The 13,170-nt window shown below is 73.0% G+C and carries 12 protein-coding genes; 4 read left to right on the forward strand and 8 right to left on the reverse strand.

Annotation, left to right across the window (positions count from 1 at the left end):
* Positions 1-371 precede the first annotated feature (371 nt).
* From ACZ404_RS24610 to ACZ404_RS24620, 3 genes are read right to left on the reverse strand one after another with little or no spacing between them, the layout of a single operon-like run.
* On the reverse strand, positions 372-1,238 hold the full coding sequence (locus ACZ404_RS24610; protein ID WP_468443317.1) for an acyl-CoA dehydrogenase family protein: 867 nt from the start codon (positions 1,236-1,238) through the stop codon (positions 372-374).
* Between the two features lies 1 nt (position 1,239).
* On the reverse strand, positions 1,240-2,370 hold the full coding sequence (locus tag ACZ404_RS24615) for an acyl-CoA dehydrogenase family protein (RefSeq protein ID WP_468443319.1): 1,131 nt from the start codon (positions 2,368-2,370) through the stop codon (positions 1,240-1,242).
* A complete protein-coding gene (locus tag ACZ404_RS24620) occupies positions 2,370-3,563 on the reverse strand; it encodes an amidohydrolase family protein (RefSeq protein WP_468443321.1) in 1,194 nt (397 codons plus the stop codon). Before ACZ404_RS24620 ends, ACZ404_RS24615 begins: the two co-directional genes overlap by 1 nt.
* Positions 3,564-3,703: 140 nt before the next feature.
* Here ACZ404_RS24620 and ACZ404_RS24625 point away from each other — a divergent pair, with 140 nt between their 5' ends.
* Entirely contained in the window at positions 3,704-5,245 is a 1,542-nt protein-coding gene (locus ACZ404_RS24625; protein WP_468443323.1) for a class I adenylate-forming enzyme family protein, read from the forward strand.
* Here the strand turns inward: ACZ404_RS24625 and ACZ404_RS24630 are convergent.
* Both ACZ404_RS24630 and ACZ404_RS24635 read right to left on the reverse strand, forming a co-directional pair.
* Positions 5,229-5,741 (reverse strand): EF-hand domain-containing protein, encoded by a 513-nt coding sequence (locus tag ACZ404_RS24630; protein ID WP_468443325.1) that lies wholly within the window; start codon positions 5,739-5,741, stop codon positions 5,229-5,231. The genes ACZ404_RS24625 and ACZ404_RS24630 overlap by 17 nt on opposite strands.
* Positions 5,742-5,888: 147 nt before the next feature.
* The gene (locus ACZ404_RS24635) at positions 5,889-6,269 is read right to left on the reverse strand and encodes an STAS domain-containing protein (RefSeq protein WP_468443327.1); all 381 of its coding nucleotides are present in this window, start codon (positions 6,267-6,269) and stop codon (positions 5,889-5,891) included.
* Positions 6,270-6,602: 333 nt separating this feature from the next.
* Here ACZ404_RS24635 and ACZ404_RS24640 point away from each other — a divergent pair, with 333 nt between their 5' ends.
* Together ACZ404_RS24640 and ACZ404_RS24645 are read left to right on the forward strand one after the other, a co-directional pair.
* A complete protein-coding gene (locus ACZ404_RS24640) occupies positions 6,603-7,175 on the forward strand; it encodes an RNA polymerase sigma factor (protein ID WP_468443329.1) in 573 nt (190 codons plus the stop codon).
* Positions 7,172-8,515 carry an MDMPI N domain containing protein gene (locus tag ACZ404_RS24645; protein ID WP_468443331.1) on the forward strand — a complete coding sequence of 448 codons (1,344 nt, stop codon included), beginning with the start codon at positions 7,172-7,174 and terminating at the stop codon, positions 8,513-8,515. The genes ACZ404_RS24640 and ACZ404_RS24645 overlap by 4 nt, the downstream gene beginning before the upstream one ends.
* Positions 8,516-8,528: 13 nt before the next feature.
* On the opposite strand, the gene purU is transcribed toward ACZ404_RS24645, so the two are convergent.
* Positions 8,529-9,410 carry a formyltetrahydrofolate deformylase gene (gene purU / locus ACZ404_RS24650; RefSeq protein ID WP_468443333.1) on the reverse strand — a complete coding sequence of 294 codons (882 nt, stop codon included), beginning with the start codon at positions 9,408-9,410 and terminating at the stop codon, positions 8,529-8,531.
* 75 nt (positions 9,411-9,485) lie between these two features.
* Positions 9,486-9,986 carry an SCO4402 family protein gene (locus tag ACZ404_RS24655; RefSeq protein WP_468443335.1) on the reverse strand — a complete coding sequence of 167 codons (501 nt, stop codon included), beginning with the start codon at positions 9,984-9,986 and terminating at the stop codon, positions 9,486-9,488.
* Between the two features lie 117 nt (positions 9,987-10,103).
* Here ACZ404_RS24655 and ACZ404_RS24660 point away from each other — a divergent pair, with 117 nt between their 5' ends.
* Positions 10,104-11,525, forward strand: a complete 1,422-nt coding sequence (locus ACZ404_RS24660; RefSeq protein ID WP_468443337.1) for an ABC transporter substrate-binding protein — start codon at positions 10,104-10,106, stop codon at positions 11,523-11,525.
* A 24-nt stretch (positions 11,526-11,549) separates the two neighbouring features.
* On the opposite strand, the gene ACZ404_RS24665 is transcribed toward ACZ404_RS24660, so the two are convergent.
* A complete protein-coding gene (locus tag ACZ404_RS24665) occupies positions 11,550-13,163 on the reverse strand; it encodes a hypothetical protein (protein WP_468443339.1) in 1,614 nt (537 codons plus the stop codon).
* Between the last annotated feature and the right edge of the window lie 7 nt (positions 13,164-13,170).

The raw sequence follows: 13,170 nt of genomic DNA on the forward strand, positions 1-13,170 counted from the left end.
TGGTTGACGTACAGTCACCCCAACAAGCGCTTCGGGCATATTCCAGCGCGAAGGAGTACGCGTGCGGCATACTGTGCGACGCATGTGCGGGGCAGTCGAACAGGCGGCGGCGCAAGCCCTTACCGCCCGGTGAGCAGCGGCGCGCACCGCGCGCTGCGGGGACGCCCCAGGGGCACCACCGGCACGGCTCGTGCTCGCAGCCACTCGCATCCCACACAAGGTACCGGAGCGGGCGGCCGACTCCGGGCCGTGACGAGACGCGGGACGGAAACAACCCGGTATCGACGCTCCGTAACAACGCCGTTGCCACGATCCGCGACATCCTGGGCCAAGGCTTTTCCGGTACCCCTGAACAGAGCGGCGCCGGTCCGTCAGGCCGTCAGGTCGATGGCCAGGGCTTCCTCACTCTCCGTGCTGCCGCCGCCGCGCCCGGCCCGCACCCAGGCGCGCTTGAGATGCAGATGGACGTCGGCTTCCCAGGTGAAGCCCATGCCGCCGTGCACCTGGAGGCAGTCGCGGGCGCCGCGCACGGCGGCCTCGTCGGCGAGCAGCCGGGCCGCCGCGATGTCGACGGGGTCGGCGGTCACCGCGGCCGCGTACACCGCCACGCGGGCCGTCTCGGCGCGCACCAGCATGTCGGCGCACAGGTGTTTGACCGCCTGGAAGGCTCCGATGGGCCGACCGAACTGCTCACGCGCCCGGGCGTGTTGCACGGCCAGCTCGCACACCCGCACGGCCGTCCCGAGCTGTTCCGCGGCGGTGAGCAGCACCGCCACCGGGTCGGGCTCCCCAGCGCCCGGGACGCGGTGCAGCGGCGTCAGCGGGTCCACCGACCGCAGCGGTACGGCACCGGAGGCGTCCCCGCACACCGCGTCCGCGGCGTCCAGCCACTCCGCCAGGCGGCCGTCCACGCGCGCGACGGCACACTCCCCGGTGGCCGCCCCGGGCACGGTCCCGGCGGCGAGGTGGGTGGCGAGCACGGGCCCCGGGAGCAGGGCGCGGCCGGTCTCCTCGAAGACCAGCACCGCCTCGGGCAGTCCCAGCCCGACCCCGCCCCGCGCCTCCGGCAGCCGCAGCGCGAACAGTCCCGCCGCGCCCAGCTCCCGCCACAGCTCCCGGTCCAGGTGCCCGGGCCGGGCCACCGCCGCCCGCAGCGCCGCCGGCCCGAACCGCCGCTCCAGCAGCCGCCGTACCCCTGCCTGCAGGGCTCTCTGGTCCTCGGTGAGTCGGAACCGCACGTCAGCGTCCCTTCGGCAGGCCGAGGACGCGCTCGGCGACGATGTTGCGCTGGATCTGGGAGGTGCCGGCGGCGATGGTGTACGACAGCGCGGACAGCCGGTCCAGCACCCAGGGCCGGTCCAGGTCGAGGGCGTCGGCGCCGAGGACGTCGGCGGCGGTGTCGTACAGCTCCTGCCGGGCGTGCGAGTACCTCAGTTTGAAAACCGAACCCCCGACGCCGGGCACGCCCCCGCTCGCCTCCGCCGCGCTCACGTTCCACTGGGTCAGCCGCCACAGCGCCCGGAACTCGGCGTTGAGCCGCCCGAGCCGGCGCCGCAGCACCGGATCGTCCCAGCGGCCGTTCTCCCGTGCCGCGCGGGCCAGTTCGCGCAGCACCCGGCGGCAGGCGACGACCTCGCCGACGAAGGCGGTGCCGCGCTCGAAGGACAGCGTCACCATGGTCACCCGCCACCCGTCGTTCTCCTCGCCGATCCGGTGGGCGACGGGCACCCGCACCTCGTCCAGGAACACCTCGGCGAACTCCGCCGACCCGGCGAGCGTGCGCAGCGGCCGTACGGTGATGCCCTCGGCGTCCATGGGCAGGGCCAGCCAGGTGATGCCCCGGTGCCGGGGCGCGCCGGGGTCGGTGCGCACGAGCAGTTCGCACCAGTCGGCGACCTCCGCGTGCGAGGTCCAGATCTTGGACCCGCTCACCACGTAGTGGTCGCCGTCGCGCCGCGCGCGCGTGCGCAGCGCCGCGAGGTCCGAGCCGGCGTCCGGTTCGCTGAACCCCTGGCACCACACCTCCTCCCCGCGCAGGATCGCCGGCAGCCAGCGCGCCCGCTGCTCGGGGGTGCCCTCGGCGGCGATGGTCGGCCCGGCGTGCAGCAGCCCGACGAAGTTCGCGCCCACATAGGGCGCGCCCGCCTGCTCGGTCTCCTCCAGGAAGATCAGCCGTACCGTCGGGGAGGCGTAGTGCACCTCCCCGTACCCGGCGTCGTACAGCATCCGCTGCCAGCCGAGGTCGTAGGCGCGGCGGCCGGGCCAGTCGTCCGGGGAGGGCTTCGGGGGCAGGCCGGGCAGCACCTTGGCCAGCCACTCGCGCAGCCGCGCCCGGAACTCCTCCTCCTCGGGCGTGCAGGAGAGGTCCACTACCGGTCCAGGTCGAGGTCCAGCATGCGGATGGCGTTGCCCCGCATCAGCTTGTACACCGTCTCGTCGTCCAGGCCCTTCACATGGTCGAGGGCGACCTCCTTGGTGTGCGGGAAGGTCGAGTCGACGTGCGGGTAGTCGGTCTCGAAGGTGGCGTTGTCCCGGCCGACGACGTCGATCGAGGCGACGCCGTGCTTGTCGCGGAAGAAGCAGCAGAAGATCTGCCGGTAGTAGTACGTCGACGGCGGCTCCGGGACGAGCTCCCTGACCCCGCCCCAGGCGCGGTGCTCCTCCCACACGTCGTCGGCGCGTTCCAGGGCGTACGGGATCCAGCCCATCTGCCCCTCGGAGTAGGCGAGGGTGAGGCGCGGGAACTTCACCAGGACGCCGCTGAAGAGGTAGTCCATCATCGAGGCCATCGCGTTGTTGAAGCTCAGCGAGGCCTGTACGGCGGGCGGCGCGTCGGGGGAGGCGGCGGGCATCTGGGAGCTGCTGCCGATGTGCATGTTGACGACCGTGCCTGTCTCCTGGCATGCGGAGAAGAACGGGTCCCAGTACCCGGAGTGGATGGACGGCAGCCCGAGGTGGGTGGGGATCTCGGAGAAGGTCACGGCACGCACCCCGCGCGCGGCGTTGCGCCGGATCTCGGCGACGGCCAGCTCCACGTCCCACAGCGGGATCAGGCACAGCGGGATCAGCCGGCCTCCGCTGTCGCCGCACCACTCCTCCACCATCCAGTCGTTGTAGGCGCGCACGCAGGCGAGCGCGACCTCCTTGTCGTGCGCCTCGGCGAAGGTCTGGCCGCAGAACCGCGGGAAGGTCGGGAAGCAGAGGCTGGCCTCGACATGGTTGAGGTCCATGTCCTCCAGCCGGGCCTTGGGGTCCCAGCACCCGCGCCGCATCTGCTCGCGGGTGATGCCCTCCAGGGTCATCTCGTCGCGGTCGAAGCCGACGGCGGCGATGTTGCGCTTGTAGGGGAACTTCAGGTCCTCGTAGATCCACCAGTCCGTCGGCGGCCCCTCCGGGTCCATGGTGATCTGGTACTTCCCGCCGACGTAGGCCAGCTCACCGATCCCGGCGGTCAGCGGTTTGGGCCCCCGGTCCCGGTACTTGGCCGGCAGCCAGGTCTCGAAGAGGTGGGCGGGCTCGATCACATGGTCGTCGACGCTGATGACGCGGGGCAGTTCGGTCATGGGTCCCCCACCTACTTATCTGATGGGCCGTCAGATCTACCGTCCCCAGCAGGCTAGCCCCCGCCCTCTGGACCGACAAGGCGCACGGCCCTACGCTCTGCCCACGATCTGACGCTTCGTCAGCCATGCAGGGGGTCGACGTGAACGACACCGCACACGCCCTGGGCGCCTCGCGCACGCTGTGGGAACTGGTGGACCGCCGGGCCCGCCTCACCCCCGACCGGCCCGTCCTGCTGCAGGGCGACCGCCTGCTGACCTTCGGCGAGCTGCGCGCCCGGTCGGAGCGGGTCGCGGCCGGCCTGTACGGCATGGGTGTGCGCCCCGGCACGGTGGTCGCCTGGCAGCTGCCCACCCGCATCGAGACGGCCCTGCTGTCCTTCGCCCTGGCCCGCCTCGGCGCCGTCCAGTCCCCCGTCATCCCCTTCTACCGGGACCGCGAGGTCGGCTTCGCGCTGCGCGAGTCGGGGGCCGGGTTCTTCGCCGTACCGGGCGTCTGGCGCGGCCACGACCACACCGCGATGGCCCGCCGGCTGGGCGCCAAGGGCGTGTTCGAGGCGTACGACGACCTGCCCGACGGCGACCCGTCCGTGCTGCCCGCCCCGCCCGCCGACGGCACCTCGGTGCGCTGGATCTACTGGACCTCGGGCACCACCTCCGATCCCAAGGGCGTCCTGCACACCGACCGCTCGCTGATCGCGGGCGGCGCCTGTCTCGCCCACGCGCTGCGCCTGACGCCGCACGACGTGGGCTCGATGGCCTTCCCGTACGCCCATATCGCCGGCCCCGACTACACGGTGATGCTGCTGCTGTACGGCTTCCCGGCGGTGATGTTCGAGCACTTCGCGCTGCCGGAGGCGCTGGCGGAGTACCGGCGGCACGGGGTGACGGTGGCCGGCGGCTCGACGGCGTTCTACTCGATGTTCCTGGCCGAGCAGCGCAAACGGCCCGGCGAGAAGGTCATCCCCTCGCTGCGGCTCCTCGCGGGCGGCGGCGCCCCGAAGCCGCCCGAGGTCTACCACGCCGTCGTCCGCGAGATGGGCGTCCAGCTCACGCACGGCTACGGCATGACGGAGGTGCCGATGATCACCATGGGTGACCCGGAGGACACCCCCGAGAACCTCGCGACGACGGAGGGCCGTCCACCGCGGGGCATGGAGATCCGCGTCGTCGACGGTGAGATACGCCTGCGCGGTGAGGCCGTCTGCCAGGGCTACCTGGACCCCGCCCAGACGGCGGCGGCCTTCGACCCCTCGGGCTTCCTGCGCACCGGCGACCTGGGGCACCTGACCGGCTCCGGGCATCTGGTGCTCACCGGGCGCCTGAAGGACGTGATCATCCGCAAGGGGGAGAACATCTCGGCCAGGGAGATCGAGGACCTGCTGGCCGCGCATCCGGCGGTGGCCGACGTGGCGGTGATCGGCCTGCCGGACACCGAACGCGGGGAACTGGTCTGCGCGGTGGTCGAACAGCCGCCGGGAGCTTCGGCCGTGACCTTGCCGGAGGTCGTCTCGTACCTGCGGTCGCGGGGACTGTCCGTGCACAAGCTGCCGGAACGCCTGGAGGTGGTGGACGCGCTTCCCCGGAACGACACCCTGCGCAAGGTGCTCAAGTACAAGCTGCGCGAGCGGTTCTCGGCACCGCCTGCGCCCCGCCCGGTGACGCCGGTTACTCGGGCACGGTGAAGTAGCGCGCGAACGCCGGGACGATGTCCGTCTCGGCGACCCTGCCGTCGCCGTCGCCGTCCAGGGCGGTGGCCGTCGCCCGGGCGACGTCCTCCGGGACGTGGAAGACGCGCAGGACACGGACGGTGTCGGGGACGGTGGCGCGGCCGTCGGCGTCGGGGTCCGCGACGGCGAGGGCCGCGTGCAGGAAGGGGCGGGCGATCTCGGCGAAGCGGTCGGGGTTGTCGCGCAGGCGCTTGACCGCGCCGGTGACGAACTCCTCGCGGGTGATGCGCTGGTCGCCGTCGCGGTCCGCGATGCCGGCCATGCCCTGCCAGAAGGCCTCGGCACCGGCGTAGAGCGCCTGCCCCCGGTCGGAGCGGGCCGGTACGGCGAACTCGGTGAGCAGGGCCTGGGCCGCCGCGTTGAAGTCCGCGCGGTCGATGTAACCGTTGCCATCCTGGTCGAAGGTGGCGAACCGGGCGGCGATCCTGCGTTCGTACTCGGTGCTGACCATGTCTGTTCGGGCCGCCTTACGTTGACGTGGGGGCTGATCTGGACGGGAGCGTACGTCGCGGGTGGCGGTGACGTGGCGGGAAAGCGCCGGTTGTGCCAAGACCGGGGGAATTCTGCGACAACTTCACGGCGACGGGCGGGGCGCGGCTCAGGCGGAGAGCGGGCCCGCCTCGTCGTCGGTCGCGGCGGCCACGTCGGGGCGCACGTCGAAGAGCCGGCGCACGCCGAGCGCGCCGAGGACCCGGTTGACGTGCGAGCCGTCGTCCGCGCCCCGGTCCGGCAGGATCAGCCGCAGCCGGCCCTGGCAGGAGCGGATCAGCCGGCGGGCGGCGATGAGGACGCCGACCCCGCTGGAGTCGCAGAAGAAGACCTCGGAGAGGTCGAGGACCAGACTGTGGTGGCCCTCGGCGACCACGTCGTGCACCCGCTGCCGCAGCACCGGTGAGGTCACCAGGTCCAGTTCCCCGGACACCCGGAGCACGGCCCACTCGCCCTGTTCGACGCCGGTCACCTTGAATGCCACGGCCATGCCCCTCCACTCGCGGATCCCCGGAACCGCCCGGAAACGGAAGCAGTTCCTACGTTTCTTTCCGCGCGGCTGCCCAGCGGCCGTTCCCTGAAACTTCGGGCAGCAAACGGAGCGCGATCAACAAGGGGCTTGTTTCAGTCACTATCGATCCTGTTCGATCGTAGATGGACACCCGTTGTGTGGAGGAAGTGTGAAGGGGGCACTATCACCTGCAACGCCTCGGGGGGCGCACATTGGCATAAAGGGGCGTGCGCTGTCAGATGTGCCGACTACATTCGGGATGAGGGTGCGGACAGGCTGGACGTGCCGGACGAGCGCGAAGGGAGGGGCAGCATGGCGCAGAAGGACGTACCGCCCCGCTGGGACCGCAAGATGCAGCAGCGGCTCGCGCGCGGCGAGGCGGCCGCTCTCGGCGAGTTGTACGACAGGTTCGCCTCTCTCGTGCACAGCCTCGCCCACCGGGTCCTCGGCGACGAGCGGGCCGCCGACGGCGTCACCCGCGAGGTCTTCGGCCACCTCTGGGAACACCCCGACACCTACGACCCCCAGCAGGGCCCGCTGCGCTCCTGGGTCGCCTCGGTGACCCACCGGCTGGCCGTGCAGCGGCTGCGCGCCACCGAGACCGCCTCCCTCACCGAGGCGGACGGCGACGGTGCCGAGGAGTTGGAGCGCAAGGTGCGCCGCGCCTCGGTCGCCGCCCGCGCGGACTACATCGTCCACTCCATGCCCGCGCCGCTGCGCGCCGCGCTGGAACTGGCCTACTTCCAGCGGCGCGACTACCGGCAGACTGCGGTCGACCTCGGCGTCACCGAGGACGAGGCCCGCCGCCGGCTCCGCCTCGGACTCCAACTGCTGTCCACCGCCCACGACGCCGGGACCCCGCCGGAACCCGGGGGTGCGATGTGAGCGGCACGGACGGCTCCGGGGCGTACGACGAGGGACCCGGGCGCGAGCGGCGGAACCCGGGGGGCCGGGGCACCGGCTCGGGCGGCGGGGCCGGTGGCGGTGGAGCTGCGGGTCCCGGCCGCACGCCGCGCATACCGTTGCCCCGCACCTCCGTCGAGGACAGCGGACGGCCGCTGCCCGACCTCACCGACCTGGGGGATCTCGCACCCGTGCCGCTCGACCTGTCGCACGACGTCCTGAAGTCGCTCCTCGGCGCCTGGGCGCTGGCCGCCTGCTCGGCGGCGGAGACGGCCGCCGTGGAGGACCACCTCGGCCGTTGCGGCTCCTGCGCGGAGGAGGCGCTGCGGCTGCGCGAGGCGGTCGGCCTGCTGCACCAGCCGGAGACCCTCGACCTGGACCCCGCGCTGCGCACCCGCGTCCTGGCGAGCTGCCTGGACCGGCGGCCGCCCCGCATCCCGGTGCCCGGCTGGGCGGCTCCCTACGACGCCGAGACCGCCCGTCTCGACGCGCTGCTGCAGGACTTCGGGGACGCCGAGTGGCACGCGCCGGTGCGGCTGCGGTGGTTCGAGGGCGACGCGGCAACGAGCCGGCGCACGACGGTGGCCGGGGTCATCGCGCATCTGCTGTCGGTGGACGGGCTGGTGGCCGTGGCGCTCGGGCTGGACGATCCGCTGGCGGACCTCGTCGCGAAGGACGGGCTGGGCGCCGCGGGGCCGGCCGGCCGCACCGAGGCGTACTGGCGGACGTCCCACTTCCCGCCGACGCGGTCGGTACGCGGCCCGTGGCGGGAGCAGAGCCACCACCTCGTGCGCACGGTGTCGTTCACCGGCGGCGGCACCGGCGCCCTGCCCGTGCCGTACGGCGACTTCACCCTGCCCCTGCACGACGCGATGCTGGACCGGGCGTTCGAGTGCTGGGTGCACGCGGAGGACATCGCCGAGGCGGTGGACTACCCCTACGAACCGCCCGCGCCCCGCCACTTGAACCAGATGATCGACCTCGCGGCCAGGATGCTGCCGCTCGCCCTCGCCGAGCGCCGCCGAAAGGGACTGGCCGCCCCCGCCGCCACCCCGCACCTGGTCCCCGCCGGCTCCCCCGGGCGCAGCCTGCGCCTGGAGATCGAGGGCGCGGCCGGCGGCGAGTGGCTCATCCCCCTCGACGCCCCCGGCGCGGTGGGCTCCGCCGAGTTCGAGGTGGCCCATGTCGCGCTGGACGGCGTCGAGTTCTGCAGGCTGGCCGCGGGCCACGTACCGCCCGAGGAGGCCGCTGCCGGGCAGGTGGGCGACCGGGAGGCGATCCGAGAGGTCCTGTTCGCTGCGGCCGGGCTGAGCCGGATGTAACCGGCGGCCGTCGTCAGGCGAAGACGACCGTCCGCCGCCCGTTGAGCAGAATCCTGCGCTCCGCATGCCACTTCACGGCCCGCGCCAGCGCCTGGCACTCCACGTCGCGCCCGATGGCCACCAGCCCCTCCGGCGTCACGTCGTGCCCGACCCGCTCGACCTCCTGCTCGATGATCGGTCCCTCATCGAGGTCGGCGGTGACGTAGTGCGCCGTCGCGCCGATCAGCTTCACACCCCGCGCATGCGCCTGGTGATACGGCTTCGCACCCTTGAAGCTCGGCAGGAACGAGTGGTGGATGTTGATGATCCGCCCGCTCAGCTGCTTGCACAGGTCGTCCGAGAGGACCTGCATGTAGCGGGCGAGGACGACCAGTTCGACCTTCTCCTCGCGCACGATGTCCAGCAGGTGCGCCTCGGCCTCGGCCTTGGTCTCCTTCGTCACCGGGATGTGGTGGAAGGGGATGTTGTACGAGCCCACCAGTTCGGCGAATTCGGTGTGGTTGGACACCACCGCCGCGATCTCCACCGGGAGCGCCCCGATCCGCGCCCGGAACAGCAGGTCGTTCAGGCAGTGCCCGAACTTGCTGACCATCAACACGATGCGCATCTTCTCGTCGGCCCGGTTGATCTGCCAGTCCATGCGGAAGGAGTCACCGATCGCCGCGAAACTCGCCCGCAGCTTGTCCACCGTCACCGGCTCCTCCGCCGAGAAGTGGACGCGCATGAAGAACAGACCCGTGTCGTGGTCGCCGAACTGCTGGCTGTCCTCGATGTTGCAGCCGGTCATGAACAGGTAGCTCGACACGGCGTGCACGATGCCCTTTTTGTCCGGGCAGGAGAGCGTGAGGACGTACTGGTCGCCCGGGGCGGCGACGGGGGCGGACTGCTCATTCATGCACTACAGGTTCCCACACCGCCGCAGCACCGCGGGCAGTCGTCCCGCAGGACGGGACGAGAGCGCCGCCCCCGGCTACGCGGACCGCGTCATGATGCGCAGCACTTCCAGGCTCTTCGGCGGCGCGTCCGGGTCGTCCCCGTCGCTCGCCGCGAGGCGTATGTGCGCGTCGCGGGCCGCCCGCACCGCCTCCGGCCAGGCGTGGTGGTCGACGTAGGCGGCGACGGGCGCGTCCGGGCCCACCTGGTGCATGATCCGCAGCACCCGCAGCACCGCCGTGTCGACGAGCGCCGCCTCCTGGGAGTCCCGGAAGATCGTGCCGACGTACTTCTCCGCGGACCAGCTGTCCAGCCAGGTGTCCTCAACCAGCCGGTACACGGCGTCGGTGACGTCGCCGTATCCGTCCACGCCGGCCAGCCAGACGTCCCGCTGGAACACCGGATCGGAGAGCATGTGCAGCGCGGAGCGCACATTGCTGCGCCAGCGCCACCACGGCATGTCGTTCAGTGGCATGCCGCCCATGGTGGAGGAGCGACGGCCGCGACGGGAAGAGTTCTCCGAACCTTGCACGGTCATCGATCGTACGTTCCCCGTCGCAGTGGTCTCACCAGCCCCCGCAATTCACCTCCGCGTCACCGTTCGTTGACCGAGGGTAACTCCCAGGTTAGGGGTGTGACGGAATCGTGTGGGCCCATGACCGGCAGCCGACGCTTCCGCAGCACCTTTCTCCCCTCCCTCTCCCGACCCCTGAGGGCGACCGCGCTGTCGGCGGGGGCACTGGCCGCCTGTGCGTCGCTCACCGCCGGATGCGGGGCCGTCCCCGGTGCCACGGGGGGCTCCGGGGACGGCCCGGTCAAGGTCATGACCTGGGCGCCGGAGGGCACCGACGCCACCAACAAACCCGGCATGCCCGCCATGGCCCGCGCCTACGGCAAGTGGATCAACGCCCACGGCGGCATACACGGCCGCAAGCTGGAGATCCTGACCTGCAACGACCACAACGACAGCGTCGGCGCCTCGAGGTGCGGCCGGCGCGCGGCCGCCGAGGGCGTGGTCGCGGTCGTCGGCTCCTACAGCCAGTTCGGCGACTCCTTCCTCGCCCCGCTGGAGAGCGCCGGCATCCCCTACATCGGCGGCTACGGCGTCACCAACGACGAGTTCACCGGGACGATGTCGTACCCGGTCAACGGCGGTCAGCCCGCCCTGCTGGCCGGCCTCGGCCGGGCGCTGGCGGCCGTCTGCGGCCCGGTCGCCCTGGTCCGCCCCGACAGCATCGCCGGCGACCAGCTGCCCGCTCTGATCGACTCGGGCCTGAAGGCGGGCGGCCACGCACCGGCCGGCGACCAGCTCGCCGCCGAGAACGCCACCGAATACACCGACCAGGCCGCTCAGGCCCTCCGGTACGCCACCGAGGGCTCGGCAGGGACGCCGAGCGGACAGGCCGGTGGACAGGCGACCGTACAGACGAACGGACAGACGAGCGGGCGGGTGGGCGGCCCGGCCGGGCAGCCGGCGAAGAAGGGCTGCGTGGTGCCCGCCCTCGGCGACCACACCGACACCTTCATGGACTCCTTCCGGCGCAGCCGCGACGGCTTCCCCGCGGTGCGCACGGCGACCGTCCTCGGCAGCGTCGACCAGAGCCTGATCAACGCCACCGGCGGCGCGTCGGGCCCGTACGAGGGGGCGTACGTCACCGGCTGGTACCCGCCGGCCTCCGACCGGCGCTGGAACCCGATGAAGAAGGTGATCGACGAGGAGGCCTTCGGCGACAACCGCATCGACCCCGCGGACGCCGGAGTGCAGACCACCTGGATCGCCTACACCGTGCTCAACGCCGTCCTGCAGAAGATCGGCGGCGGCGAGGTGAGCGGCGACACGGTGCGCCGCACCCTCGACCGCGGCCTGAAGGTGAGCACCGGCGGCCTCACCCCGACCCTGCGCTGGCCCTACGAGAGCCGGCTCGCCGGGCTCGGCCTGCCCCGGCTCGTCAACGCCGACGTGACCCTGCAGATGGTCCGCGACGGGGAACTGGTCGAGGCGGAGCGCACCCCGGGCTCGGGCATCGACGGGGCCACCGACATGACGGACACGCTGAAGAACGCGGACCTCGACTGACGGCGGCGCCCGGGCCGGCGCCGGTCAGAGCTGGGTGGGCTGGCGCTGGGTCAGGCCGTACTTGCGGGCGATGGCGTTCCACAGCGCCGCCGCCTTCACCTTCTGCGCGCTGGCGGTGCCGCTCTCCCGGTTGCCGGCCAGCGTCTCGCCGGTGGTGCGGGCGTGGCCCTTGTGGCAGCCCTTCTTGCCCCCGCCGACCTGGTCGGCCCAGGCCGCGTAGTGGTTGTCGGCGGCGGCGGACGCCTGCCAGGCCTTGGTGAGCGCGGCGGTCAGTTCGCCGTTGGCCGGCAGCTTGTCCACGGACAGCCTGCCGAGCCGGGTGACCAGGTCGGTGCGCTGCTTGGCCGCGTTGCGCAGGTCGGTGGCGGCCTGGCCGAGGTTGTTGCACTGCCGGACGTTCGTCACCGCCCCGATCACCGAGGCGCGGCTGCTGCCGCTGTCGGCGAGCAGCTTGTCCAGGGCGACCGCCTGCTCCTTGGCGGGGTCGGCGGCGGCCGCGGAGGACTGCTGGGCGGTCGGGGAGGACGCGGCGACCGTCTTGCTGTCGTCGCCCTTGTCCCCGTCGCCTCCGCCGCTGAGCAGGGCACCGACGCCGAAGCCGAGCACGATGATGCCGACCCCGACGGCGGCGATCAGCGGCACCCGCGAGCGGCCCGTCCGGCGCCCGTCGCCGTCCTCGTCCACGGGCGGCCCGTACGACGGCCGCGGCGGCTGCGCCGGGCCCGGGTAGGCGCCGGGCTGCTGGACGCGCGGCATCTGCTGGGTGGCCCCGGCCGGGCTCTCCGGGCCGGCGGGGCCGCCGCGGAAGAGGTTCTCGAACCCGGCGGGCGGCTGCTGCTCCCCGCCCTGCGCCTGAGCGGCGTACGGGGGGATGTACTGCGTGGCCTCCGCGTCGGGGTGGCCGCCCGGCCGCGGTGCGCCGGTGCCCAGGTACCGCGTCTGCTCCCCGGCCGACTCCGGCGGCAGCGCGCCGGACGTGACCGGCGGTATGTACTGCGTGGCGCCCTCGTCGGCGGGACTCGCGGGAACGGGCGGTATGTACTGCGTGGCGCCCTCGTCGGCGGGGGCCGCCGGGACGGGCGGGAGGTACTGCGTGGCGCCGTCGGCCGTGGCGGGGAGCGGCGCGCTCTGCGCCGGGTACGGCTGCTGGGCCTGCGGCTGCTGGTGCGGGGCGGGGGCGGCGCCGTACTGGTCCTGCCCGCCGCCCTGCCCGTAGCCCTGCGCGTCGTACGACTGCTGCTGTCCGCCGTAGGCCGGTCCGCCGTAGGCCTGCCCGTCGTAGGCCTGCCCGTCGTAGGCCTGTCCGTCGTAGGCCTGTCCGTCGTAGGCCTGTCCGCCGTACGACGGTGCCGGTGCGCCCTCAGGGGGCATCGGGCCGGGGCCGCTCTGGGCGGGCGGCTGCTGGTCCGGGGTACCCCACTGCTGGGCGGCCGCCGGAGGCCAGCCCTGGCCGGGCCCCGACGGCTCCTGCCGGCCGGGACCCCAGGCGCCGCCCCAGGCCTGGCCGTCGGCCGGTGCGGCCGGCGCCGGAGTGCCCGTCATGCCCGGCAGCAGGGGCTCGCCTCCGTCGGAGGGCAGCACGATGCCTTCGCGCGCGGGCCGCGCCGAGGGCTCCTCGCCCTGTCCACTCTGCGTCACCGGGACT

Source organism: Streptomyces sp. NPDC030798 (genome assembly GCF_055572275.1).

Bases quoted from the DNA above. Each gene is read 5' to 3' on its own strand.
- ACZ404_RS24620 (WP_468443321.1), bottom strand. From the start codon at position 3,563: ATGACCGAACTGCCCCGCGTCATCAGCGTCGACGACCATGTGATCGAG.
- ACZ404_RS24630 (WP_468443325.1), bottom strand. From the start codon at position 5,741: ATGGTCAGCACCGAGTACGAACGCAGGATCGCCGCCCGGTTCGCCACC.
- ACZ404_RS24635 (WP_468443327.1), bottom strand. From the start codon at position 6,269: ATGGCCGTGGCATTCAAGGTGACCGGCGTCGAACAGGGCGAGTGGGCC.
- ACZ404_RS24640 (WP_468443329.1), top strand. From the start codon at position 6,603: ATGGCGCAGAAGGACGTACCGCCCCGCTGGGACCGCAAGATGCAGCAG.
- purU (WP_468443333.1), bottom strand. From the start codon at position 9,410: ATGAATGAGCAGTCCGCCCCCGTCGCCGCCCCGGGCGACCAGTACGTC.
- ACZ404_RS24655 (WP_468443335.1), bottom strand. From the start codon at position 9,986: ATGACCGTGCAAGGTTCGGAGAACTCTTCCCGTCGCGGCCGTCGCTCC.
- ACZ404_RS24660 (WP_468443337.1), top strand. From the start codon at position 10,104: ATGACCGGCAGCCGACGCTTCCGCAGCACCTTTCTCCCCTCCCTCTCC.